Source organism: Rhizobium sp. LEGMi-198b, assembly GCF_054114205.1.
The window spans coordinates 605,384-632,005 of the sequence record NZ_JBSYVH010000003.1; the positions used below are offsets into that span (position 1 = coordinate 605,384).

Sequence of the window (26,622 nt, forward strand, 5' to 3'; positions counted from 1 at the left end):
GGGGAAACAGGTAGGTCGGGGCTAAATTTGATTTCGAGATATGACGATGCGCGGCGGGCCGCGCTGCTCGCCGGAGCGGCGATCATGCTGTTTTCGGTGGGACCGGTCCTGGCGCAGACCGCCTCGCAGGTGACGCCGCAGACGTTCGAACCACAATTGCAGAAGCAGGTGCGCGGCATCGTGATTCCCGAAGGCGCGGGGCAGACCGCACCCGCCGGTGCGGCAAAGCTCAACGTTCATATCGGGAGTGTCGTCATCGAGGGCGGTCTGCCGGTGCTGGCGGAAGACGCGGCGAAGCTAAAGGCGGAACTTGCCGGCAAGACGGTCACCGCTGCCGATCTCTTCGCCGCCACGAGCCGTTTGCAGACAGCCTATGCCGCAAAAGGTTATCCGTTGGTGCGCGTGCTCCTGCCGGCGCAACGCCTGGTGAACGGCGCGACCTTGCGCATCGCCGTCATCGACGGCTTCCTGGAAAGGATCGACACTTCGCATCTGCCGGACAACATCCGTGAACGCGTCGCGAAGCTGCTGGCGCCCCTGGTAGGTAAGAGAAGCATCACCAATGCCGAGATCGAACGACGCGTGCTGCTGGCCGGCGACCTGCCGGGTGCCGTGCTGCGCTCTACCCTTTCCAGGGGGACGACGGCTGGCGGCAGTGTGCTGACGATCGAGGCCCGTTACAAGCCGGTGCTCTTTTCCCTCAACACGGACAATCGGCAGTCGGACCAGCTCGGCAAATACAATACGGGCATGGGCATCGACTTCAATTCGGTGTTCGGTTTCGGGGAACTCATTTATCTGCGCGCCTCCGGCGCACCGCGCTTCGATGGCGACACCGGCTTCTTCTCGGGGTCGCCGCGCAACCGCATGCTGGCCGGCGGCGTCACCGTACCGCTCGGCAATGACGGACTGAGCCTCAATCTGGAGGCGACGGCCTCGCGCACCGCGCCGGAAGCCGAGGCCGGCAGCAATGCCTTCCAGTCGGACTTCACCCGCTATTCCGCCAGGCTCAACTATCCGCTGATCCGGTCGCGCAACCTGACGCTCAACCTGACCGGCGCATTCGACGCGCAGGACGAGGAGCTGAGCGCCATCAATCTTGGCGGCGTCGCTCTGTCGAAGGATCGGTTGCGCATCCTGCGCACCGGGGCGGACCTCTCCTGGTATGTATTCGGTGATTCGCTGTTCTCGGCCGGGCTGACCGGCTCCTTCGGCATCAATGGCCTGGGCGCGCGCAGTGCTGCGGACGCTGCCGCCAGCGATACGCCGCTGTCGCGGCAGGGTGCCGACGACGATTTCCAGAAGCTCGAACTCACGCTTGGCTATCGCCAGCCGGTCGCCGAACACCTGACCTTCGATCTGGGCGCCACGGCGCAGACCTCCTTTGGCCAACCGCTGCTCAATTCCGAGCAGATCGGGCTTGCCTCGACCACCGGCCTTTCGACGTTCCCGTCCGGCCTGATGCAGGGCGATGACGGCTTCGTCGTCCGCGCCGAGGCGCAGTTTCCGTTCACGATGCCGTTCAGCCTGCCGTTCGCGCTTCCCGCTTTCCCGGCACAGCAGGGCACAGGCTTGCCGGCGGACGGAGCGTCAAGCGGCGCCTTCCTCGTCTCACCCTATCTGTTCGGCGCCTATGGCGGTGTGCTCCTGCACGACCCCACCGCGCTGGAAACAGCCTGGACGCAAGGGGCGTCCTATGGGGCGGGCCTGCGTCTCGGCGCCGCCGAGCAGGCGAGCTTCAATTCCACGACCCTCAGCCTCGAATACGGCCGCACCGAGCGCTTCGGTGATGGTTCGAACGACAATCGCTTCACGCTCTCGGCAGCGTTCCAGTTCTAGGACCATCGCCATGCTGCACGTCAAAGACCGCCGCTCCATCGTCCGTCCCGTCCGCACGAGGACCAGGCTCATCGCCCTTCTTGCCTCCACGGCACTGGTCGGGGCCAATCCGGCCTTCACCCAGTCCTTGCCGACGGGCGGAAGCGTCGCGGCGGGCAGTGCGACGATCGGCACGCCATCAAACGGCACGCTGACGATCAACCAGACGAGTGCCAATGCCGTCGTCAACTGGCAGAACTTCAATATCGGCCAGGGCAACGGCGTCACCTTCGTCCAGCCGAATGCTTCCTCGGCCATCCTCAACCGCGTCACCGGCTCGACCACGACGACCATCGCCGGCAGCCTCATCGCCAACGGGCAGGTTTATCTGGTCAACCCCAACGGCATTGCCATCACGCCAACGGGGACCGTCAATACCGGCGCATTCGTCGCCTCAACGCTCGGTATCTCCGACGACGACTTCATGGCCGGCAAGCGGACGTTTACCGGCAACGGCGCATCCAGTTCCGTGGCCAATGCGGGCACGATCACCATCAATCGTGGCGGCTATCTCGCCTTGATCGGCGGCTCGGTCGAGAACTCTGGCGTGATCACTGTGCCGATGGGCAAGGCGGCGCTTGGCTCGGGCGAGCAGGCGACGCTCGATCTGGCCGGTGACGGCTTCCTGCAGGTGGCGATCCCGACAGCGGCCGCGGGGACGAAAGCGCTCGTCTCCAACACGGGCAAGATCTCCGCCAATGGCGGTACGGTGCAGCTTTCGGCCGCCGCCGCCAGGGACATGGCGCGCCAGGCGGTCAATATGTCTGGCACCATCGAAGCCAAGGGTGTTTCCGGCACGAGCGGCGACATCACGCTCACCGGCGGCGACGGCGAGGTGGCTGTCTCCGGTGCGCTCGATGCCGGCAATGCCGCCGGCACGGGCGGCAAGGTCACGGTAACCGGCCGGTCGATTAAGCTCGCTTCCGCCAAGGTGAATGCTTCCGGCAAGACCGGCGGCGGCACCGTCAATATCGGCGGCGAACGTCAGGGTGGCGGCACGTTGAAGCACGCCGACACGCTGACCGTCGATGCCAACACCACCATCAATGCCGATGCGGTCACGACCGGCAATGGCGGCAATGTCGTCTTGTGGTCGGATAATCTCACCAGCTTCGCCGGCACCATCACCGCCCGCGGCGGTTCGCTCTCCGGCAATGGCGGCAATGCGGAAGTCTCCGGTAAGGCGCTACTCTCCTATACCGGCTTTACCGATCTTTCCGCCGCCAACGGTTCCTTCGGCGACCTGCTGCTCGATCCGTACAACGTGACGATCTCGACGGCGACGGACAGCAATTCCTCTGGCTTCACGGCTAGCGGCAATGACAGTGTCATCAATGTCAACACACTGACCAATGCGCTTCAGACGGCGAATGTTACGGTATCGACCGGCGGAGCGGGCTCTGCCGGCTCGCAGGCCGGCAACATCACCATCGCAGCACCGCTGGCCTGGAGCGCCAATCTCCTCCAGCTCAATGCCGCTCACTCAATCAACATCGATGCGACCGTCACAGTCGGCGGCACTGGCGCGCTTATGTTGAACACCAATGTCGGAGGGGGTTCGGGCGGCACGGTCGACTTCGGACTGACCGCGACGGGCTTTGCCGGTCGCATCGACTTCACCGGCACGCCGGGCTCGCAAGCGCTCTTTCTCGATGGCGCGCAGCAGACGCTCGTTTATTCAGCCGCGGATCTGCTGAACATCAACACGGCAAACTCGGGCCGTTTCGCCCTCGCCAGTAATCTTGATCTTGCGGCAATGCCCTATACCGATGCGCTGATCCCAACTTTCAGCGGCAGCTTCGATGGCCTCGGCCATACGATCTCTAACCTGACAATCAACAGCACGACCAATAATGCAGCCGTCGGCCTGTTCGGCACGGTCACGGGCGGCACGATCCGCAATATCGGCCTTGTAGGCGGTACCGTCAGCGGTGTAGGCACCGCGCCCCAATACCCTAATCCCGTGGCGACGGACGGTGCGCTGGTCGGTCTTCTGAAGACCGTCAGCAACGGTACGCAAGCCTCGGTCGTCAATGCGTTTGCCTCGACCAATGTGAGCGGCGGAACGAGCGCCAACGTCGGCGGCCTTGTCGGCGCGACATCGAGCAATGGCGCTCCGGTCACGATCGCCAATTCCTACGCGACCGGCGCGGTGGTGGCGGGATCGCAGGGCAGCGCCGGCGGTCTCGTCGGACAGAACTATGCCAAAGGGGGTTCCGCCACGATCACCGGCTCCTACGCGACGGGCACGGTGACGACGGGAAGCCTCGGTTCCGCCGGTGGCCTCGCGGGCTACAATTATGCCAACTCCGATACCGCTGCGATCACCGGTTCCTACGCGACCGGGACCGTCACCGGTGACGCGAACGCCACGCTCGGCGGCCTCGTGGGTCAGAACTTCGCCTACATAAACATGACAGCTTCCATTGCCTCGTCTTACGCGACCGGAACCGTCGGCTCGACGGCGGGACTAATAGCAGCCGGTGGCCTGGTCGGAGTGAACAGCGCTTCGACCAACGCCTCCGCACTGATCGACAACGCGTTCGCGACCGGTGCGGTCTACGGCGGCAGCGCGGCGGGCGGCCTGGTCGGACAAAATTACGCGTTCACGTCCGCTAACGCTTCAATCACCAATGCCTACGCGACCGGTGCAGTGTCCAGCGTGGCATACGGCCAGGCCGGCGGCCTTGTCGGAATGCTTCAGGCCTACGGCGGGACGGCAAGCATCAGCAATGTCTATGCGACGGGCTCGGTCACGGCACCGACCCAATATTTTCAGACCTATGCGGGCGGGTTGATCGGCTGGACCTATCCGCAGAACGGTGGCACGATCTCGGTCAGCAACGCCTATTGGGACACGTCGACGAGTGGCATCGCCGGCAATGGCATCGGCAATGATGGCGCCGGCCAGCAAGGGAATGTAAGCGGGCTTGCTACGTCGGGTCTCCAGACGGCGGGCATCAACCTCGGCTCCGCCTTCGCCGGCGGCACGAATGGCCTGTATCCCTATCTCACCAGTATCTTCCAGAACGGAGTTCAGGCGATCTCTGGCACCGCCTATATCGACAACCAGGTGACACCCGCCGCCTCCGGCCTGAACGGCGCGGTCACCGTGACCGGTCTTGCCAACGGCAGTCGCTTTGGGTCGGCCTCAACAGGCGCCAACGGGTACTATTACATCTTTGGTGCTGCGGGTACCTTTGCGCCCGGCAATGCGCTCATCACCTATACGACTGCCAACCCCGGAACCGGCGCGACCAACTCTGCGGCCTTCGCCACCGCATCCAACCAGCCCGCTCAAACCGGGTTCAATCTCCTCGGCAACACGCTGTCGGGCTCGACGGTTTCGACGCTTTATTCAACCGCTGGCATCACGAAAGACGCCGCCTTAGCCGCAAGCGGTAATGATGCAGGCGCCACCGCCGCCATCAACGGTACGTCCAACCTTCTGATCAACGCGCTTGGCGCCAGTTTCACGATCGATCAGGCAGTGACGGTAGGCGGGCTGACCGTGTCGACAGCGAGCGGATCGCCATTGACGGTCGCCAGCCCGCTCACGCTGACGGCAGGTAGCAGTCTCCGCCTGCTCTCAGGCGGCGCGCTCACGATCAATGCTCCGATCACGGTCAAGGGCGCGGGCTCCGTCGCGCTTGCCTACGACAGCTCGTCGGCCAGCAATCTCTCGTTCGGTCTGACCGGCTCTGGCTTCACCGGGAACCTCAGCTATCTGAACGCCGATGGCACACTCGCCACATCGAACCAGGGCGGCTCGCTCACCGTCAATGGCGCGGTCTATTCGCTTCTCTACTCGATGGCGGATGTGGCCAACATCACCTCGGTCGGTCTGGCCGGGCAATATGCACTCGCCAACAGTCTCGATGCGTCGGGCGCCACATATACAGATGCGCTGATTGGTCCAAACAACCTCAACTATTTCACCGGCGCGTTCGAGGGCCTTGGCCATACGATCAACAATCTGACGATCTCCAAGAGTGCTGACGGCGCAGGGCTATTCGGTTACAGCAGCGGCCTCATTCAGGACATCGGATTGGTCAACGTCTCGGTCGCCAATACGAATCCCTTTGGACGTTACGTCGGCGGCCTTGTCGGATACCAGTCCGGCAACACCATCAACAACGCCTATGTCACCGGCTGGGTGAGTGGCGGCAGCAACGCCGGCGGTCTCGTCGGTTATCTGAACGGGGGCGCGATCAACAGCGCCTATTCCTCCGCCGCTGTCAGCGGGACCGCAAATGTGGGCGGCCTCGCCGGATTTGTGAACGGCGGTGCCGTCTATAAAGCTTACGCGACGGGCACTGTTGTCGACACGGGCAACAGCGCCGGCGGCCTTATCGGTGGGACCGACTCGTCCTCTCATGGAGTCACGATCACCAACGTCTACGCCACGGGCGCCGTCATTGGCGGCAATAGCGTCGGCGGACTCATCGGGTTCTTATATGGGACGCTGCGCAATGCCTATTCGACCGGCGCGGTCAGCGGCGGCACCGCCGGCGGCCTTGTCGGATATGCGTATGGCGGCTCGATAGCCAATGCCTATTGGGATACACAAACGAGCGGAACGACCACGGGTATCGCAAACGATTCCGCTGGGGCGTCGGGCAATGTGACCGGCCTCACGACGGCGCAATTGCAGGATGGTTCCTCGAGCACTGGGCTTGGCTCGTCATTCACCGTCTCACCTGGCCTTTACGCATATCTCACCCCGTTCTATGCCAACGGCGTCCAGGCCATCTCCGGCATCGCCTACCAGAACAGCGGCACGACCGCGCTGGCCTCGGGGGCGGGCGGTGCGGGCCTCGTCAATGTGCGCGTCGGAAATGGCGCGGTGCAGACAGTAACGACAGGGGCGAACGGCTATTACTATGCAATCGTCGCCAATGGCACGATCGATACGACCAACGGCACCGACGTACTGGCTTATACGACCGCCAACGCGATAACGGGTGCGGCCGATGGGGCAACGTTCCGCACGGCGCTTGGTACCGTCAACAATGTCGATGTTTCGGGCGGCTGGCGACGTGACACGACCGCCCTCGGTACGCTGTCGGCGCTTGACGCAGCCTATGCCAACGCGACTGCCGGCACGACGGCATCTGGCCTCACATTCGCCAATCGCTCCATCTTTGCGGTGAACGACTTCGCCGTCGATACGGCACTTTCGGTCAGCGGCACGGTCAACCTGTCGAGCCCCGGGAATGTCACTCAAACCGCCGCCATTTCCGCCAATACGCTGATGCTGCAGGGGGCAGGCAACACGTTCACGCTCACGAGCAGCGGCAATCAGTTCAGCCAATTCGCCGCATCCGGCGGAGCTATCGACATCTACGACGCCAGCTCTCTGACGGTTGCGGCGAACGTCACTGATGCCTGCAACTGCCTCGTCACAGGCGTGACCGGCGATCAGATCAAGATCGCGACGGCGGGCGACCTGACGATCGCATCTGGCGCCGCGATTTCCGGCAGTTCCCCTACGCTCGTGGCCGGTGGTGCCTTCATCAACAATGCCGGATCAAGTGCGGTCGCAGCCACATCCGGCCGCTGGCTGATCTATTCCGCCAACCCGACTGGCGACACGTTCGATGGGCTTGACAGCGGCAACACGGCCGTTTGGAATACAGCGGCTGGTAACGCGGTGTCGGCGACAGGTAATCGCTACGTCTTTGCCTATCACCCGACCTTGACCGTGGCAGCTGTCGATTCAAGCAAGACATATGGCGACGTCGCGACGCTGCCGAATGCCACGATCACCGGCCTGGATGCGGGCGTAACCGGGGCCTATCTGGGCGATACACTTTCAGATGTCGTCTCGGGATCGGCCAGCGTTAGCTCGGCCGGCGTGGCATCGTCAGCGAGCGTCGGAACCTTTGATATCATCGCCGCGCAGGGCTCGCTCGCGTCGAGCGGCTATGGCTTCAACTTTGTCAACGGTAGCCTCAGCGTTAACCAGCGCGCGATCACGGTCACGACGGATGGCATTTCCAGGACCTATGGCGATGCCAATCCGGCGCTGACCTATACCGTCGGTGGGGCGGGCCTCGTCAATAACGACACGCTCGCCGGGTCGCTTTCGACCTCGGCAGGGCAGTATTCGAATGTGGGCAGCTACGGGATCACCATCGGTAGCCTCGGCAATGCCAATTACGCGATTACCTATAATGCCGCCAATCTGACGATCACCCCGCGTGCGCTGACGGTGACGGCCGATGCGCTGTCGAAAGCCTATGGTGACACTAGTCCAACGCTGACCTATTCGGCGACGGGCCTTGTCAACAACGACGCGCTCTCCGGATCGCTTTCGACCACTGCAGGGCAATATTCCAATGTCGGCGCCTATGCGATCACACAAGGATCGCTGGTCAATGCCAACTACGCCATCAGCTATACAGGTGCCAACCTCACCGTGAATGCGCGTGCGCTGACGGTGACGGCAGATGCGGTGTCGAAGACTTACGGCGATGCCAACCCGGCGCTGACCTATACGGCGACAGGCCTTGTCAACAACGACACGCTCTCGGGATCGCTGTCGACTTCAGCGGGGCAGTATTCGAATGTGGGTGCTTATGCGATCGCCCAGGGGACGCTCGCGGCTTCCAGCAACTACGCCCTGACCTATGCCGGCGCCAACTTGAGCGTGAACCAACGGGCGCTGACGGTGACGGCGGATGCGCAGTCGAAGACCTACGGCGATGCAAACCCGACGCTGAGCTACACGGCGACGGGCCTCGTCAACAACGACACGCTCTCCGGATCGCTTTCGACCATGGCGGGGCAATATGCCAATGTCGGCGCCTACGCGATCACGCAAGGGTCGCTGACAAACGCCAACTACGCCATCAGCTACACGGGCGCAGACCTCACCGTCAACCAACGCGCCATCACGGTCGCCGCCGATTCTCTCAGCCGCCGCTATGGCCTCGCCAATCCGGCGCTCACCTACACGGTCGGGGGTGCGAGCCTGGTCAACGGCGACAGGCTTTCAGGAAGACTCGCTACCTTGGCGACGAGCCTCAGTGCGCCGGGCGCCTATGCGATCACCCAAGGGATGTTGGCCGCGTCCGCCAACTACAGTATGACCTTCCTTCCCGGTGTGTTGACAGTGGAGCAGGCAGCCAACCCTGAACCCGGCACGACGGCGAGTTCCGTCACGATGGCCTTCGATGTGGGCCGCTTCGCACCGCTCCCCCCGGCGCAATCCGACAACACCGAAACTGCCGATGGCAGCCACGTTCTGTTCGCTGACCCGCGCTTGGACGGAACGGTCATCTGCCTCGACAATAGTAGCTGTATCTCGGTTCCGGCGGGGACAAGACATTAACCCTGCCGACCTTCGCAGGCCGCCGATCCCGGACCATTGGCGGCCCCAAACCGTGCTCAAAGGCGATTTGCCTCTAAACCATAGGGCTTGTTAGAATGACTTCATTCCGTTTTCTTTTGCTGAAACGTTCGTGCCTGACGGCGGCGCTCGTTCTCGTCGCCGGTACAGCGATTGCAGCGCCCCTCCCGGGCGGGGCCAGCTCGCTCGTCGAGACCTACGATGATTGGGGCGTCGTGTGCCAGATGCAGGCCAATGCTCCGTCCTGCCTCGTCAGACAGGTCCAAACCAACAACCAAACCAAGCAGACCGTCCTGGCGGTCGAGATCGGCAAGGCCCCCGACGGCAAGTTCTGGGGCACACTGGTGCTGCCGCTCGGGCTGGCGCTGCCCCAGGGCGCTCAGTTGAAGATCGACGATGCCGCGCTCGGCAATATTCTGCCGTTCTCGACCTGCCTGCCGCAAGGCTGCCTCGTACCGCTGACCTTCGAGGCAGACACGATTGCAAAGCTCAGGGCCGGCAAGGCCCTCAACGTCACCGTCTCCGCCGCCAACCCAGCCCAACCGCTGGCGCTGGCCGTCTCCTTGAAGGGCCTTGCCGGCGCACTCAATCGCATCGCGGACCTCACCAAGTAGAACCTCCCGCTCTCCGGCGGGAAACGACTTTCCAAGCGTACGGAAACCCAGAGGCACAAGAGGTCCGTTACCCGTGCCGGCCATAGCCTCTGGGACATTGCCACGGACCTCGGCGTGGGGGCGCCGGGCCGGCAGGGATCGATGAATCTTTCGTTGTGTTTCAGCTACTTGAGTGCTGATTGGAAGCAACGGAAAGTGTAGTCCTTGGTTCGAAGCCCATCAAGGCGAGTCATATAGCGATTGGCGTTCTACACCACCGAGAGCGTCTTCATATGGCGATGGGAGGTGGTCTATCGGGAATGAAACTAGCCGAACTACGAGGGATCGGTTTGACAAACTTTGCCAAATTCAGCTAGCCTACTCGCATTATGGAGGCTCGAATGGCTACGATGAACGTATCTCTTCCCGACTCAATGAAAGATTGGGTCGAGGCGCAAGCAAAGACCGGGCGATATTCCAATGCTAGTGACTATGTACGCGACTTGATTCGCAGGGATCAAGTTCACAGTGATAAGATTGCCGCCATGCAACGTTTTGTTGATGACGGCCTCAAGAGCGGTGTTGGTAACCGGTCGAAGGACGAACTCTTTGCTACGGCAGTCGCGCGCGTGGACACTATGCGCGGCAGCAGATAATGCATTTTAGCCTTTCAGTTGAGGCGGAAGAGGACATCATTGCGATCGCCGAACAAGGTGTAAGCATGTTCGGACCCACACAGGCGAGGCGATATCATGACGATCTGTTCGCTGTGCTTGACCTCATTGCCGCCAACCCGCGAATGGCACGTGAGCGGGAAGAGATTTCGCCACCCGTTAGAATTCATCCGTTCAAGGCCCATCTTATTGTCTACCGGATCGAGGAAAACGGAGTAATTTTCGTGATCCGAATACGCCATGGACATGAAGACTGGGCCGGCGATCCTGTCTAGGACTCACAATGGATAAACAAGCATGGTTGTGTGAGAGGCATTGAGGCGCGGCTGTAGCGCATGTCACATCATCTGATATCCCTTACACTTCTGTTGCGGGGCCTACAGCTCGAATCCCATCAAGAGCGGCGTATCCCTTCTTGCCTTCCTGCTCGAAGTCGGAGCGGGATTTGTCGCGACCAGCGTATTTGACGATGCGAACTGTCTTCCCGCAGCTCGCCCGCCAGATCATAAATCGAGCCGGCTTCAGGCGGCGCGAAAATGTCGTCTGCAGCGACATTCGGGGACGCGACTGCGGTTTCGAAACGCCGGCGCCCCGTCGCGATTCAGAGTGCTGTTCGCAGAGCAGGCGCGGAGCTCCTCCGAGCATGCATGTTGCCTCAACAATACTCATCACCACACAAATTGAGGAAACCCCCTTAAATGCCAAGCGACATGAGCTGAAGCGATCATTTTTCGCATAGTCGACGCCCGCCGGCATAGGGCTGGTAGGTGCAGTCGGACGGTCGGAAGGAGCGGTAGCTGCGTGAGCAGGCGGTGACGTTGCAGGACTGCGGTGCGCCTTGGCCATCGATCACTGCTTCTGGCGACCGAGCTCCATTCGGCGCAGGTTCGGCCATCGCCTCCCGCATAAAGTCCCGCCAAATATGCGCTGGCAAGGCACCGCCTGTGACGCCATTCATTGGCGTATCGTCATCATTGCCAACCCATACGCCGGCGACGAGCGGTTCCGTGAAGCCGACGAACCAGGCATCGCGATTGTTCTGGCTGGTGCCGGTCTTGCCGGCTGCAAACGTGCCGGGATCCGCTCCACGTCCGGTGCCGCGCTCGACCACCAACTGCAGAAGCCCGAGGAGATCGGACTGGTAGGTCGAAAGATCGACGTTCGGCCTTGTTTGCGAGCCAACTCGAAACGCATTCGCCTGCCCCGCCGCCTGAAAATTGATGATGCCCCAGGGCTCAACCGGTGCCTTGCCGAGTTGGACGGACGCGTAAGCGCTGGTGAGCTCAAGCAAGTTGACTTCGGATGTACCAAGCGCCAGAGACGGCGTATTGGCAAGCGGCGCTTTGATGCCGAGCTCTCGGGCGGCGGCAATCACTTTGTCGATCCCGACCTCTTGAGCAAGCGCCACGCTGGCCGCATTCAGCGATCGGGCGAAGGCTTCGGCAAGTGTTACCCAGCCGCGATAGTTGCCGCCGTAATTTTGCGGCGACCAGCCATTGATGTCGATTGGCGCATCGAGAATGCGGTCGGACAAGGTAAGCCCCGCCTTCAGTGCTGCGTAATAGACGAACAGCTTGAAGGTGGAGCCCGGCTGCCGCATCGCGGTGACGGCGCGGTTGAACTGGCTTGCCTTGTAGTCACGCCCGCCGACCATGGCAACGACCGCGCCGTCCGGCGTCATCGCTACCAATGCGGCCTGCGATGCTCCGACCGCCTTTCCTTCACCATCGAGTGCTCTTTTGACCACCCTTTCGGCGATCTGCTGGAGCTGTGGTACCAAAGTGGTGCGCACCGTCGTCGAGCCCGGCGAGGAGCCGGCGATTTCGCTTGCCTGCGGCGAAATCCAGTCTGCAAACCAGCTTCCGGAGCGCGGTGTCGGCGTTGTCGGGTGCAGCTTGGCGAAGCTTGCTTTGGCTTCTTCAGCCTCCGGCGCGGTGATCTTGCCATTGGCCACCATCGCGTCGAGAACAACGGAAGTGCGTTGGCGGGCGCCGTCGAAATTGTCGATCGGATTCCATTGGCTCGGCGCCCGCAGTAAGCCCGCCAGCATCGCCGATTCCGGCAGATTGAGTGCACCGATATCCTTGTCGAAGTAGATCCGCGCAGCGGCAGGCATGCCGGTGGCGCCGGCACCGAGATAGACGCTGTTGAGATAGCGTGTCAGGATTTCCTGCTTGCCGAGTTTCCACTCCAGCCACAGGGCGATGACGACCTCCTGTATCTTTCGTTTTATTGTTCGATCGCTCTCAAGATATTGCAGCTTGATGAGCTGCTGGGTGATCGTGCTGCCGCCCTCTACCACCGACCCGGCTTGGATGTTCCGTAGGAGCGCCCTTCCGATCCCTTTGAGGTCGATGCCGAAATGATCCATGAACCGCCGATCCTCAATTGAAAGGACGGCATCGATCAGCCGCGGCGGAAATTGGTCGTATCGAGCATATGGTCCTTGATAAGGTCCCTGTCTTACCAACGGCGCGCCGTCAGCGGTTTCCAGCACGACGACGGGCTTCAACGTCCCGTCCCGGATCTCGCCCCAGGGCACGTCTTTGAGTGCCCACACCAATACGCTTCCTGCAAGGATGAGGCAGGCAAGCAAGGCTAGTCCTATGGTGATTTTCCAACGGCCGGGAGTAAACGAAGCGCTTCGGCGATAGTGCAGCGTCTTTGCAAGCAGACTGCGAATAACGCCTCCTGCTTTGACGAAAGCTGTTGCGGACCATTTGCCAAAGCTGTGTGTAGTTGATGTGGTTTCGGGTCGGATTGATGCCTTGAGTTTCGTCTTCAAATAGCGGGCGGCTGTCTTAGCCTTGGCCCCCGCCGAAATGGAACTCGTCCGCAAATCGTGACCGAGTGCACGCAACAGATTTCGCGTTGCCTCTCTGCTTCGGCCAAAAGATCCGGCAGGCGGTCGCGCGCGCTCAGCTTCGATGGACGAGCTGGAACCTTCTGATGGCTCCGAGGGGGATGTCTCTGCCTCAGCCTTATTGGCGGCGACCTCCGAGTTTGCGGGGTGGTTAGCACCTGCGCTTGAGTCGCCGGCGTTTTCGGCTGAGGAACTGGGAGGACTCTGCATTGGTTACCGCTAGTAGGCTCTTCTTCCCGAACGTACCAAGTTTATAACGTGGATTGCTCGATGATCCATCGTAAAGCGGTTCGCGTGCATTCATTTTTTTCGCATGCCGAAATCACCCCGGTCGCGATGCGGGTGCTTGGATGGCAGCCGATAACGGGGACGTGGCCCATCTGCAGGACGCGCGGAAGACGAACTGGACGCGCTGGCGAGGCGGCTGTATCAGGAATCGCAAGGCGATGCACTTTGGATATTCGCCTACGGCTTGCTAATCTGGAAGCCTGATTTCGACGCCGCGCAGTAGCGGAAGCAGTTGATTGCCCTGGCGCTTGATCTCGGACAGGTACGGCGTGTCGGAGAGCACGAAATGCGTGATGCCGAGATCCTGATACTTGCGTAGCGAACGGGCAACGTCCGCGGCCGATCCGACCAGCCAGGTGGTGCCGGCGCCGCCGCCACCGAACTTGCCCGGCGCGGTATAGAGGTTGTCGTCAAGGACATTGCCGCGCGCGTGCAGATCGAGCAGCCGCTTCTGGCCAACCGCCACGGCCTGCCGGTGATCGTTCCAGCCGGCGCCCTTGTTCTTTACCATCTCGGAGACCTTCGCCTCGGCATCGGCCCAGGCCTGTTCCGTGGTGTCGCGAACCAGCGTGGTGATCCGCAACCCGAACTCCAGCGGCGGCAGGTCGCGACCCAGTTCTTTGCTCAGCGCCCTCAGCCGCTCGATCCGCTCCCGGACGCCGTCGAGGGGTTCGCCCCAGAAAAGCTGGACATCGGCCTCGGTGGCGGACACTCGCTCGGCCGCCTCGGAGGCGCCGCCGAAATAGAGCTTGGGATGCCGCCGGTCGCCGCGGACCTCGATGCGCGGCATCGCGGTCGATCCGGTGACCCGGAAGTGCTCGCCGGCATAGGTAACATTCTCTTCCGTCCACAGTCTGCGAACCAGCCGCATGAACTCCTTGGTGCGGCCATAACGATGCGCCTGGTCGCCTTCGCTGTCGCCATAGGCGGCAAGGTCGTCCTGGCCCGACACGATGTTGACGCGCACGCGCCCGCCGGACAGATGGTCGAGTGTGGCGGCAGCGGTCGCGAAGTTTGCCGGCCGCCAATAGCCGGGGCGGATCGCGATGAGTGGCTCGAAGGTGGTGGTGCGCGCGGCAAGCGAGGTCGCCACCGTAAAGGTGTCGGGTCTGCCCCAGCCGGTGCCGATGAGTGCGCCCTTCCAGCCGTGCTCCTCCAGCGCCTTCGCGTGAGTGGTTAGCGTCTCCAGGCTGTTATGGTTCTCGACGCTGGAATCGCCGCGATGGCCGGCTTTGACATCGTTCGGGATATACCAAAGAAATTCGGACGGTTTGCTCATGCTGTCTGCCTGCTGATCTCTATGAGATTTGGACGCCAGTTCTCAGCCGGTAGTGCTGGATTTTCGACTCGTGAAGCTTAGGGCCAGGACGGCGAAGATCACTGTGCCTGTTCCCACCTGCTGCCAGTAGAAGTTAAGATCAGTCAGCAGCAGCCCGTTGGCGATGATGCTAAGCAGCAATACGCCGAGAACAGTTCCAGCTACGTTCGGCCGCCCCAGCGGGCTGAGCGTCGTGCCGATGAAGGTGGCACCGATCGCATTCAGGAGAAACGCATTGCCCGAGGAAGGGATGTAGACAGTGACCGTCGCCGTCAAGATCAATCCGGCAACGGCGGCTATCAGTCCGACCAGAATGAAGGTCACTGCGACATGGGTACGCGAGGCGACGCCGGAATATCGGACCACACTCGGCTGAACGCCGATCGACAGGACCACGCGGCCGAAGCGCGTACGGGCAAAAACGATCGCCGCTGCGGCAATGATTACGACGGAAACCGCCAGCGGCACTGGGAAGCCGCCAATGGTGCCATGGCCAAGGTAGCGGAACGATTCCGGCACGCCCGTCGGCGGGAGATAGACCGGATTGCCGCCATTGGTCAGAAGCTGTTGGATGCTGCGGCCAATGAACAGCGTGCCGAGCGTCGCCAGGAACGGCGATACGCCGATACCCGAGATCAGAAGCGCGTTGAAGGCGCCGACCAGCGCGCCCGCACCCAATCCGGCGGCCGCAGCGAATACTACCGGTTGGCCCGCAAGCACGAGGGACACGAAGGCGAAGCTCGCGAAATCAACCGCCGTTCCAACCGAGAGATCAATCCCGCCCAATGAGACGGCAAAGGTCATGGCGATGGAAACGATGGCGAGAAGCGTGAAGTTATTGACCAACACACTCTGCAGGTTCGCAAGCGTCAGGAAAGTGGGCGTTGCGATGGAGAATGCTGTGAAGACGGCGACCAGCGCCAGGATCAGCCCGTAGCGTACCAGGCTGCCGGCGATAGCGCGGGGCAAGCTGGCGGCAGCGGGAGTGGAGGTCTGGAACGACATGGTCAGCTCTCCTGTTTGCGCAGTAGCGTGGTGGCGGAGACGACGATGAGAATGAGGACGCCCTGGACGCCGCTCACCAGCGTGCTCGAAATATTCAGAAGCTGGAAGCCGTTGACCAGAAATCCGACCAGCAGAGCGGAGAGCAACGTGCCCGTGACAGTCGGCACCAGCCGGCGCGAAAAGACCGAGCCAAGCAGAGCCGTTACGACCACCGGCAGCAGCATCTCGCCGGAGCCGGTCGTGCTGCCGCTGAGATAGGAAACGGAGAGGATGCCCGCTATGCCGCCGGAAATGCCGCTTGCGATGAACGCTCCCGCCAGCAATCTGCGAAGCGGCAGGCCCGCGGCGCGCGCCGCGTCCGGAAATTCACCGACGGCATAAAGACGCAAGCCAAGCGGCGTGTACTGCACGACGGCAGCCGTAATCACCGTAAAACCGAGCAGGTAATAGGCGAGAACGGGGATGCCGAGGGGATCCGACGCGGCAAGCATCGCGAGGAGCGGTGTCGAGGCAGGAAGAACGGTATTCTGCGTCAGCACCAATTCGAGGCCGGCGACCACGTTCATCACGGCAAGTGTGGCGAGCAAGGGCACAATGCCGGCGACGGCGACCGCAAGCGCGTTGATTGTGCCAATCAGCGCGCCAGTGAGAAGCGACGCCGCCACCGCCACCGCATCACCGTAGCCAAGTTGGGTCAGGCTGGCATAGACGGCGGCGCTCAAACCCATATTGGCCGCAAGGGAAAGGTCTATCCCGCCTTTGACGACATTGGAGCCGCCTGCAATCAGCACGATGGTCAGCCCGATAGCAAGCACGCCTGAGATCGCCGACTGTCCAAGCACGTTGCCGATATTGCCGATGCTGAGGAAATAAGGAGCCGTCAGCGAGAAGACAGCAAGGATGGCCGCAAAGGCGATCAGGGACCCGTATCGCAATGCCGCGGCGGCCACGCTTCCGGCCTGACGTCGATGCGGTTCCGCGGGTTCGAAACTTATGGGCGGCGCGAGCTCTACATCAGCCGACATGGCGCAATCCCTCCGAGGAACCAATGGATTCGGCCAGGACTTCATCCGCCTTGGTGTCAGATGATTTAAATTCTCGCACTATGCGGCCGCGGAAGAGAACCAGAATTCGATCGGTGATGCCGACGAGCTCAGGCAAATCGGAAGAAAGCACGATAATGCCGGCGCCGCGGGCGGCGAGTTCGCCGATTATGCTGTAGATTTCGACCTTCGAGCCGATATCGACCCCTACAGTCGGCTCGTCGAGAAGATAGACCTCCGATTGACGGCTCAGCCATTTGGCGATCGCGACCTTTTGCTGATTGCCGCCCGACAGCGTCCGCAACAAAGAATCCCGACTGCCGGTCTTGACCTCAAGCCGTTTGATCAAGCTATCGACTTCATCCTGTTCGCTTTTTCGATCGAGGAAACCGAAGCGGGTGAAACGCTCCAGGCTCGAGAGGCTGATGTTTTCCTTCACGCTGAGGTCGAGCGCTACCCCATGACGACGCCGATCTTCCGGCACAAGCGCGAAATTGTGGTCTGCAGCATGGGTGGGATTGGAAAAACGCGCCGCCGTGCCACTGACCTCGATGCTGCCGGACGCCGGGTTCTCCAGGCCGAAGAGCGTTCGGACGAGTTCTTTTGCGCCGGAACCCAGCAGGCCGGTGATACCGAGCACTTCGCCGCGCCGAAGTGTAAAGCTGATATCACTGTATTTGCCCGGCGCGGTAAGCTGCTCGACCCCGAGGATTTCATCGCCGAACGCGACCTGCCTTTTGGGAAACATCTCCTTGATGTCCCGTTCCACCATCAGCCGGGCAATCGCTGCGGCGGACGTGCTTTTGATCGGCAGGGAGGCCACATCGAGCCCGTTGCGCAGCACCGTGACATGATCGCAGAGATCCTCGATCTCGTTCAGGTAATGGGAAATGTAGAGAATGGTGACGCCTTCATCCCGAAGACGGCGGATTAACCGGAACAGGATGTCCGCCTCACGGCGAACGAGCGCCGCTGTCGGCTCGTCGAAAACAAGCACTTTCGGCCGGTTCAGAAGCGCGCGGGTGATTTGCACGATCTGCTTTTCGGCGGTCGAAAGCTCACTGATCAAGGAGCCATTCGGAAGCCGAATCCCGAAATAATCGTCGAGGATTTCGGATGCACGGCGCTGCATCAGCCTGCGATCGAGGAACGGAGTTCCAGCAATCCGTGGCTCGCGACCGAGGAACAGGATCTCCCCGACCGTGAACGTCGGCACCAGCAGGCGGTCCTGATGGATGAAGTGGATGCCGAGTTCTTCGGCAAGATGGGGTGTCAACCTGTCGACATATTCGCCCTCGATCTCGATCGTGCCCCCGTCGGGATGATGGAGACCGGCGAGCAATTTGATCAGCGTCGACTTGCCCGCGCCATTCTGGCCGACGAGACCGTGGATGGTTCCGCGCTTGACGATCAGTGACGCCCCCGCGAGTGCCTGCGCCCCGCCGAAGTGCTTGAAGATCCCCTCGAAGCGGATGATGTCATCTCGCGTCCTGACCGGCTGCGTGACCGAAATGGCCGTCATATCAATTTCTCCCGACACCGCACCAATAGTAAGCGATCCGGGAATTGCCCGGATCGCGATTGAGTGGCGTCAGCCGATGCCGAGTTTCTTGACGACGTCCGAAACATTGTCCTTGTTGGCCAGTAAGGCCGGGACATAGGTCTCGCGCGGCAAGCTTTCTCCAGCAAGCAGTCTTGCGACGTTGCGGATCGCCGTGCGGCCGATTTCCGCCGGCTGCTGCGCTACGTCGGCGCCGGCCGGAGAGCTTTTGTCGGCGATAAGCTGCAGAACTTCCGGGCTGCCGTCGACGCCATATGTGCGGATCTCGGTTCTGCCGGCAGCCGCCAATGCCTGGGTGGCCCCAAGCTGCGGAATGTCCCAGGCCGACCAGATTGCTTTTATCGATCCCTTTTCCGGATACTTGTTCAGGATTGCGGTGATCTGCGCAAAGGCGTCCTGAACGGTGTTGGGAATGACGTCGCGCAATTCCGGCTGAAGGATCTTTACCTTCGGGAAATATTTGACCACGTTCACCAATTGGTCATAGCGGATCGCGCAAGGCGTCACGCCATAAAAGCCATTGAAGACGACAATATTGCCTTCGCCGCCGATGTCCGAGACAAGCTGCAGGGCAAGATCCTTGCCGATGCCCCAGTTGTCGGACGTGGTGTTGTTGAGCGAATTGGTAGAGCCGACATCGACCGTCAGCACGGGAATGCCGGCATCGCGCGCCTTTTTCAGCCAGGGATCGATGACGCTCAACGTGCCGAGAATCTGGACGATTGCATCCGGCTTTTGGGCGATCAGCGTCTGTAGCTGCGAGACGAGCTTGCCGTCGTTACGCCCGGCATCCACCGCGATCGGCTCGCCGCCGAGGCGCTTTACCTCGGCAATCTGTGCATTATAGGCCTGAAGATCGAAGAAGTGATCGGTGCCCGTTGCGCTGATGGCGATGCGCTTTCCCTTGAGAGAAAGTTCACCCTCCGCAGAGGCTGGCTTTTGCCCCACAAGGGCAGCGCCGGCAATGGCGGCCCCCATCGCAGCAGACAGTTTCAACAAGTCCCGTCTTCCGAGGCCGCTTTCAGATTTTTCGATGCCCATAGGTATCCCCTAAAATAATAATGTCTATAGATTATGTGCATTAAAAGGGATGAGGAGATACGAATTTCCAAAATAAGCGGATACCGAGGAAAAGAACCTGCATCAGCACGGCGAACATGCTGCTTGAGACGCGTGAGATCAGAAATCAGAATCTCTTCGGCGCCCGAACTTCACGCGGTCGAGTGGGCTCGGAGCCGCCTCGCCTGAGAACATCGTGCGGATCGGTTTTCGCTGACGATGCCTTGAAGGTCCATCGATCTTGTGAGCCGAGCAACCGAGCAGCGAGCCACATCAAAGCCTTGACGCTTGAAGCCAACCAACGAACCAATCAACGCCAATTACGCGCTGAAGGAAAAGACGTCCTCCTACGATCTGGCAGCCTTGGCAGACGTAGTCGCGATCCTGGGATCAAACGTCATGGTCGGACGCCCAGTTTCGGGGAGCACGAGGGAAATTCGCAGCAGATTGTCCCTTTCGCGGGCAATTTATCTCCGCAAAATGGGCGGTTTTCCCAAACCGAATCCAGCACCTTCGACGGTCCCTGGAACACGGCTATCACCCAAACTAGGGGCTCATCCCAATCGGCAATGAGATATTGACCAAGGCTCGTTTTCAGTTCATACCATTGAATGGTAAGGGGATTCTAATATATCGTTCGGCGACTAACTGCGACGGGGGTTCGTGTGGCAGTTATCTCAGTTCAGTGCCTGATTTGCGTTCCTCTGGTTCTATCCGTGGTGTTCTTGGCAGTGGCCGAGGATAACTTTGCGGGTCACGCAAAGAAGGTGTCCAATCCGATAGCATTGCTGATCCGCATGCCTTTCCAAAATGACATTTTTGGGGGACACACCGTCTATGGCTGGGATTGCCTTTTGGCGTCGCGATGTGGGTCGAACGAATGCATGAGGGGTGGAAGCACGATTTGAATCGCCGGCAAAGAGCCGGCTGATCTGGGGGGACAAGACTATGAAATACCATGTCGGCTATGTTGCTGTTCTTTTGGGCGCAATGACAGCTTGCGGCCCGCTGGAGGCGGCGGATCTGACGCCACTTCTGAACCCGCAGGCACCATCGATCGAGACCCAGAGTGGATGGACTTTTACGTTTGCCCCTTATTTTTGGGGCGCGAGCATGTCCGGAGACGTGGCGCAGTTCGGCCTTCCTGAGGTTCATGTCGACGCAAGCTTCGGCGATCTCTTCGAGAACCTTGATTTTGCCATGATGGCCATTGGCGAAGCGCGCTACGACCGCTTCAGCATCTTCGGCGACATCATGTACACTAAACTCTCCAATGACGCCCACACGCCGAGGGGCATCATCGTGAACAATGTCGAGGTTACCTCCAAGACTTTTGCGGGGCTGCTCGGCGTAGGCTACTCGGTCCTTGACGGCCCTGACGGTCATCTCGACGTCGTAGGAGGCGCCAGGCTCTGGTCCGTTGACACCAACATATCTTTCAACGGCGGGTTTCTCGACGGGATCTCCCAAGACGACAGCGCCACCTGGGTGGACGCCCTGGCCGGCGTCAAGGGTAGCTATTTCTTTACACCGAAAGTCTACCTGACGGGCTGGGGCCTTGTCGGCGGCGGCGGCGCAGATATCGATTGGGATGTCATGGCAGGGCTCGGCTACAAGTTCAACGATACCATCTCCGCCGTCGCCGGTTATCGCGCTCTCGGCGTCAATTATCGCAATGACGGCTTTATATTCGACGTGGTTCAGCAAGGACCTATTTTGGGGCTTGCGATCCGATTCTGAAATATCAATCCTCGCGGTCCGCTCCAGTCCCAGATCCATGCTTGCAGTTGATCGTCTGGTCTCGAGACGAGCATACAGTTGCAATATCGACACAAGCTTCGAATGACGGAGTTGCGCAGAACTCCGTCAGCCTTCAAGGTTAACGGTGGAACCTTGCCGTTCCCCTTAAGGCTCCAAAACGGCTTCGGTGTGTTAGAAATGAACGCCGGTAACAAAAAATCCAAGCCGGTACTCACACGCCAGGAACGCTGCATATCCGCCAAGGAGGTACGAATGCGGCCCCCTTGGCGTTACAGCATGCGCACTGCGATACGTTTCACTTTCTCACTACCGGTTATTGCGCAGCAAGTGAAGATGCTGCGATTGCTTCACTGACCGGCGGCGGGTTCCACTTGCCCGTCAGCGCGTCGGGCTTGGGTGCGTAGAGCCGCATTGTCAGGTTGTACGCCCCTTTGGGCGCTGGCAACCAGTTCCATTCCTTGTCCTTGCCCGGGCTCTCGTTCTGGAAATAGAGATCGAGCGAGCCGTCGGCGTTATACTTGAACGGCATCCAACTGCTGACTGCGAAGCGGTTGAGGGAATTGGCGACCTGAAATCCGTTGTCGTCATACAACGTCACAGACCAGAAGGCTTGGACTGGCGGAATTTGATCCTTGTCAAAGTGGATCGTATAGTTGTTGCTGCCGTCAAGCGGGTGGCCATTTTCGTCGGCAAGATTGAGCGGATAGATGGCGTCTTCGGGCAGGTTGGCGCCGAGGCCCTGCTGCGCAACGATAGCGCGCTTCAGGTAGTAATTGCCATAAACACCCATCGTGTCGGTATTCATCGACCAGCCATTGGCGACGCGTGCCAGCGTCTTCACCTTCCAGGCCATCAGCGCCTGAGCGTCCTGTGGCACCGTCTCGAGCGCCTTTTGGACGACCGCGTCTGCTTTGGAAAGATCGAAGCTCTTGCCCGGCTCAATGCCGATCTTCTTCATTCGGGCAATTATGGGCTCATCGGTGACATGCGGGGGATGGAGCTTCAGGAGCTCGGCAGCGTAGGCGAAATAAGCTCCTGCCGAGGCGGTATCGACCTGGGTCTTGGGTGGTGTCTTCATATCCACAGATGGGTCGATTTTCACCTCCACCGGTTTTGCATCCTTTCCCCACTGCGAAAGCAATGTGACAGTGTAACCATCTTGGATCTTATGAACGGCGTCATAGTCTGGCGGTCCGTCGGTCTTTGTCCGTCCGATGACCCAGACATAGGGTGTCGGTGCATCGATCCGTTGGGTTCCTGCTGGCAGCTTGAACTCATTGAACCCTTCACGGAGATCGGGCCGCCAGCCGGGACGGGCAATCAGGAAATGGCCGACCGCAGTTCCGGTGGTCCGCCAGCCCGGTGCCGCAAACACGTCCGTCCACATGTCGAGCATGGGCAGCAAGTAGAAGCGTCCGCCGGTGTCGGGGACCGAAACCACGACCGGTTCTTTCGTCAGATCAAGCCAGGCGCTCGAATATAGAGTGTCAAAATTCGGCCGGACTACCACCTTCATGTCCGCGGGAGGGAACTCGAGGATGTTGTTGAACTGATTGGACGGGCCGCCGATCGCACCTTTTTTGGCATCGGCGTTGGTCAGTTGCTTCCGGGTGATGTCCATTGATAGCAGTGGATAGAAATACACGTACGCGTCCACGCCTATCGCATGGGCTTCCTCTTCGGTGATGGTGTTCGCATCTGCCGTGCCGATCGAAAAGGCCGTAAGGCCAACAGCGAGAAAAGCGATCGGTCTCAGTTTGCAGAACAGGTTTCTGTCGTCATTTGCGAATGCACGCATTGCGTCCTCCTGTTGTTAAGATCAGGTGAAATGCGAACGGACCTGTTGATGTATCCCCTGTGCACATAGCTCCCCAGCTACGTGACGAGTCGAATTATAAAGAGAAAACTAAACTTAGGATAGTTACTCTAATACCGGAGGCAGATAACTCATATGGGTGCAACCGACGACGGAAATCGCTGAAGGCAACCCCGGACGAAGGTCGTCAGCAGGGGGCCAGCACCCGAATTTGCATCCAGCAAAAGACATCCAACGAATGGTGTTAAGAAGTGCTTGGATTGATGCCATCGTCTCCGGCCTTACTTCGCTTGCTCGGTTCGTTTCGCGTTCTTCGCCGCGACATTGCAATCGACCTCCCGTGGAGCGATGGCCAAGCACAAGGTCATATCAACCATTTGAAAACGATCAAACGTGCAATGCACGGTAGGGCTGGCTCAGAGTTTCTCAGGGCACGGATGATGCCGATCAAAAATGTTGAGCACCACGCAAATTGAGGAAGATCACTAATAGCTAGAGACAGCGTTGACGACGACCGATGGTTTGCGCTAACGTTAGCAAAAATGGAGATCGAAATGAGAATTTTGCGATACGAGGCGGCCGATGGGATTCACTATGGTGTCGATAGCGGCGACGGCAGTATCGTGCGGATCGCTGGAGAGCCATTCAGCGAGATAAAAGGAACTGGAAAGGTGGACGATCTGTCCACGGTTCGCTTGCTGTGCCCAGTCAACCGTCCCCGCATTTTTGGAGTGGCATACAATTATCGAGAGCATACCAACGAGTCAGGGAAAGAGCAGCCCTCACTTCCGGTTTTGTTCATGAAGCCTAGCACCGCAGCGAGCGGCAACGGAGATGGGATCGAATTCCCGCGAGACGGTGAAATCGTACATTACGAGGCTGAGCTAGTCGCGATCATTGGCAAGGGTGGTCGGCACATCAGCAAGGACGAGGCACTGAGCCACGTCCTTGGATATACATGCGGCAACGATATCAGCGATCGCATCATACAGCGTCAGGAAAGCAAGTTTGGCTGTCTTTTGGCGGGGAAAGGATACGACACCTTTGCACCAATGGGGCCGGCGATCGTAACCGACCTTGATCCGACAAATCTCGACGTCATTCTTCGTCAAAATGGTGCGGTGAAGCAGTCCGGAAACACCAGGGATCTAGTTTACTCAGTGGCTGACATCGTTGCTTATTTGAGCCGGTTCATGACGCTTTTGCCAGGCGATGCTATCATGACGGGCACTCCTGCCGGGGTAGGCCCCATCAGTCCGGGTGATGATCTCGAAGTGGAGATCCCCGGCATCGGCATTTTGAAGAATCCAGTTGTACTTGCCGCGCATTGAGCCATGCTTGAGAGCTTCCAAGGTGTGCATGGCAACCCGCGCACATTTCACGCGCGGCCAGCTCGCTTCAGCCGCGGTGAGGACTTCCAGAAAGCAAATTAGAACGAGACCTTTCGGGATTTGTTTAGGAAAAGAAGCGATTGATCCCGGGTGACTCGATGTTAGTAATGCAAACGTTAGCGCGTAGCGGGTCAATTTTCGCGGTGGCCTTCGTTGTGGCACTTGACCAATAGTGATCTTCGATGACAACCCAAGGGTGGAGTAATGGCACGAGTTAGATATGTTCCGAATTCAGAACTGGCAGACACGCACGCGGCGCTCAATGAGCGCCTGCTGAAGGAAAGGAAGGTGCCGACAGGGAACATTTTCCTTGCACTCGCAAACGCGCCAGAAATTTTGAATGACTTCCTGACCTACGCCAATGCTGTTCGTGCTTCTGACCTCAGTCCGAAGCTGAGAGAGATGGCGATCCTTACGGTAGGTTACTGCACCAACTCGGAATATGAGATCGTTCATCACCATTCGCACGGTCTGAAGGCAGGGCTCACCGAGGAGCAGTTCCAAGCTATCCCTGAATTCGAGACCTCGGACTTATTCACGGAAGAGGAAAGGGCGGTGATGGCTTTCGCGAAGGACTCGACCCTGCATGTCGACGTTTCCGACGAGGTTTGGAACGGTGTCGCGAAATTCCTTTCCGAGAAGCAATTGGTCGAATTGGCAATTAATGTCGCGTGGTACAATTCCGGCGTACGGTTGATGGGCGCGTTGAAAGTAGATCTTGAGGACTCCTACAAGAAGTAGGGACCTGACATCACCATCGAGGCCTTTACTTTGGTCTGGTCCTCAAGCGGCCTCCCCTCCAGATCGCCGTGGCGGATGAGGGGGGCGTCCGGAGAAAGAGGTGTAGTCGTATCGCGGACGGCTCCTTTTTCCCATGGCCTTGAGACGTTGGGAAATGACGCCGTCATTGCTTCGATGGGGTCGCCGTACTGCCACGAACAATTAATTGAGGCGGAGAGATGAAGCTGTACGGCTTGCTAAGGTCAGACTTATTCTGAAGGTGATGCAAAAACCAAAGTCCGCAGGCCGTTGCCAACTCCGAAACAGGTAGCTGTACGGTGGTCAATCCTGGACCCCACCACCGGTACCCGAGCTCATCTCCGAATCCGATGACGGAAATGTCTTGGGGGATGCTTAAAGCTTGGTCCTGGAGTTCATCAATAACTCCTGAGGTGTTTTGTACCGCACCGATCACGAGCGCCGTGGGTCGATCCTTTAACGAAAGTAGGCGACGCACGGCCTCCCGTCCGAATTCGGGCGAGGAGGGGGCGCCAAGCTCCTCACGAACGGTGATCGCTTGACCGGAGCTTTTTACGGCATCCCGGAAACCCTGCACGCGAGCCGCGCCAGTGGGCAGTTCTTCCGTGCCGCCGATGTAAGCGATCCGTTTGTGACCTTCATTGATGATATGTTCAGTACTCTCGTAAAGTGCCCGTCGGTCATCAATCCCAAACCATTGGTCACCGAGCAGTGGTGCCTTTCGCAGCAATTGGATGTGAGGCGTCATCTTCAGGATTCGCGCAGAATCGGGATGAGGTTTTGCGCTCGGAACAAGAATGATCCCCGCAACGTTGGCGCTAGTAAGTTCCTTGATGTGACGAAGCTCATGCATTCTGTCGTCATCGGTTTCACACAAAGTCAGTTGGTAATTCGCCGAAAGAAGGCACCGCGAGAGAGCGTGTGCAATAGTCGAATAAAAGCTGTTCCTGATATCTGGAACGATCAGCCCAACGAGATTACTCTGAACCCCGCGCATCATCCGTGCAGCACGATTGGCAACGTACCCCGCTTGCGCCGCAGCTTCGTTCACCTTTCGCTTCATCTCGGCGCTGATACGTCGATCGTCGGCAAGAGCGCGACCGACGGTTGAGGGTGAAACTTGCAGTATGGCGGCGATGTCTTTAATTGTTACCATTGTGTTTGGCTCGAATGATCACTTTCGCCAACGATAGCATTGGCGTCGCAGTTGTCAAACTCCGAGATCGCAGACGTTTCCGCCCAATTGAACTAATCTAATT

At 59.7% G+C, this 26,622-nt stretch carries 16 protein-coding genes and 2 pseudogenes; 9 read left to right on the forward strand and 9 right to left on the reverse strand.

Annotated elements, in window-relative coordinates; all coding sequences use genetic code 11:
- Positions 1-27 precede the first annotated feature (27 nt).
- The 5 genes from ACXHXG_RS15680 to ACXHXG_RS15700 all read left to right on the forward strand — a co-directional run bounded on the left by ACXHXG_RS15680 (position 28) and on the right by ACXHXG_RS15700 (position 10,774).
- A complete protein-coding gene (locus ACXHXG_RS15680; protein WP_457899881.1) occupies positions 28-1,839 on the forward strand; it encodes a ShlB/FhaC/HecB family hemolysin secretion/activation protein in 1,812 nt (603 codons plus the stop codon).
- Positions 1,840-1,849: 10 nt separating this feature from the next.
- Entirely contained in the window at positions 1,850-9,214 is a 7,365-nt protein-coding gene (locus ACXHXG_RS15685) for an MBG domain-containing protein (RefSeq protein ID WP_457899882.1), read from the forward strand.
- 95 nt (positions 9,215-9,309) lie between these two features.
- On the forward strand, positions 9,310-9,846 hold the full coding sequence (locus ACXHXG_RS15690) for an invasion associated locus B family protein (RefSeq protein ID WP_457899883.1): 537 nt from the start codon (positions 9,310-9,312) through the stop codon (positions 9,844-9,846).
- A gap of 380 nt (positions 9,847-10,226) precedes the next feature.
- On the forward strand, positions 10,227-10,481 hold the full coding sequence (locus ACXHXG_RS15695; RefSeq protein ID WP_457899884.1) for a type II toxin-antitoxin system ParD family antitoxin: 255 nt from the start codon (positions 10,227-10,229) through the stop codon (positions 10,479-10,481).
- A complete protein-coding gene (locus tag ACXHXG_RS15700) occupies positions 10,481-10,774 on the forward strand; it encodes a type II toxin-antitoxin system RelE/ParE family toxin (RefSeq protein WP_457899885.1) in 294 nt (97 codons plus the stop codon). Before ACXHXG_RS15695 ends, ACXHXG_RS15700 begins: the two co-directional genes overlap by 1 nt.
- Positions 10,775-11,223: 449 nt before the next feature.
- Here the strand turns inward: ACXHXG_RS15700 and ACXHXG_RS15705 are convergent, their stop codons facing one another.
- The 7 genes and pseudogenes from ACXHXG_RS15705 to ACXHXG_RS15735 all read right to left on the reverse strand — a co-directional run.
- On the reverse strand, positions 11,224-13,572 hold the full coding sequence (locus ACXHXG_RS15705) for a PBP1A family penicillin-binding protein (protein ID WP_457899886.1): 2,349 nt from the start codon (positions 13,570-13,572) through the stop codon (positions 11,224-11,226).
- A 265-nt stretch (positions 13,573-13,837) separates the two neighbouring features.
- Complete coding sequence (locus ACXHXG_RS15710; protein WP_457899887.1) at positions 13,838-14,929, reverse strand: LLM class flavin-dependent oxidoreductase; 1,092 nt, start codon at positions 14,927-14,929, stop codon at positions 13,838-13,840.
- 42 nt (positions 14,930-14,971) lie between these two features.
- The gene (locus ACXHXG_RS15715; protein ID WP_457899888.1) at positions 14,972-15,973 is read right to left on the reverse strand and encodes an ABC transporter permease; all 1,002 of its coding nucleotides are present in this window, start codon (positions 15,971-15,973) and stop codon (positions 14,972-14,974) included.
- A gap of 2 nt (positions 15,974-15,975) precedes the next feature.
- Positions 15,976-16,998, reverse strand: a complete 1,023-nt coding sequence (locus tag ACXHXG_RS15720; protein WP_457899889.1) for an ABC transporter permease — start codon at positions 16,996-16,998, stop codon at positions 15,976-15,978.
- Positions 16,988-18,538: a sugar ABC transporter ATP-binding protein gene (locus ACXHXG_RS15725; RefSeq protein WP_457899890.1), complete on the reverse strand. Its 1,551-nt coding sequence runs from the start codon at positions 18,536-18,538 to the stop codon at positions 16,988-16,990. The genes ACXHXG_RS15720 and ACXHXG_RS15725 overlap by 11 nt, the downstream gene beginning before the upstream one ends.
- A 69-nt stretch (positions 18,539-18,607) precedes the next feature.
- Positions 18,608-19,618, reverse strand: coding sequence for a sugar ABC transporter substrate-binding protein (locus ACXHXG_RS15730; protein WP_457899891.1), 1,011 nt, complete (start codon positions 19,616-19,618; stop codon positions 18,608-18,610).
- 171 nt (positions 19,619-19,789) lie between these two features.
- A pseudogene (locus ACXHXG_RS15735) lies at positions 19,790-19,926 on the reverse strand (IS3 family transposase); the annotation flags it as partial.
- Positions 19,927-20,584: 658 nt separating this feature from the next.
- Between ACXHXG_RS15735 and ACXHXG_RS15740 the strand changes: the two are divergent.
- Positions 20,585-21,376 carry a hypothetical protein gene (locus ACXHXG_RS15740; protein WP_104827679.1) on the forward strand — a complete coding sequence of 264 codons (792 nt, stop codon included), beginning with the start codon at positions 20,585-20,587 and terminating at the stop codon, positions 21,374-21,376.
- Positions 21,377-21,710: 334 nt separating this feature from the next.
- Here the strand turns inward: ACXHXG_RS15740 and ACXHXG_RS15745 are convergent, their stop codons facing one another.
- Positions 21,711-23,195 (reverse strand): DUF1254 domain-containing protein, encoded by a 1,485-nt coding sequence (locus ACXHXG_RS15745; protein WP_457899892.1) that lies wholly within the window; start codon positions 23,193-23,195, stop codon positions 21,711-21,713.
- Between the two features lie 271 nt (positions 23,196-23,466).
- Here ACXHXG_RS15745 and ACXHXG_RS15750 point away from each other — a divergent pair.
- The 3 genes and pseudogenes from ACXHXG_RS15750 to ACXHXG_RS15760 all read left to right on the forward strand — a co-directional run.
- Positions 23,467-23,689, forward strand: a pseudogene (locus tag ACXHXG_RS15750) (ISL3 family transposase); the annotation flags it as partial.
- 78 nt (positions 23,690-23,767) lie between these two features.
- Positions 23,768-24,544: a fumarylacetoacetate hydrolase family protein gene (locus tag ACXHXG_RS15755; RefSeq protein ID WP_457899893.1), complete on the forward strand. Its 777-nt coding sequence runs from the start codon at positions 23,768-23,770 to the stop codon at positions 24,542-24,544.
- 264 nt (positions 24,545-24,808) lie between these two features.
- Positions 24,809-25,345 (forward strand): carboxymuconolactone decarboxylase family protein, encoded by a 537-nt coding sequence (locus ACXHXG_RS15760; RefSeq protein WP_457899894.1) that lies wholly within the window; start codon positions 24,809-24,811, stop codon positions 25,343-25,345.
- Positions 25,346-25,508: 163 nt separating this feature from the next.
- Here the strand turns inward: ACXHXG_RS15760 and ACXHXG_RS15765 are convergent, their stop codons facing one another.
- Positions 25,509-26,519 (reverse strand): LacI family DNA-binding transcriptional regulator, encoded by a 1,011-nt coding sequence (locus ACXHXG_RS15765; protein WP_457899895.1) that lies wholly within the window; start codon positions 26,517-26,519, stop codon positions 25,509-25,511.
- Between the last annotated feature and the right edge of the window lie 103 nt (positions 26,520-26,622).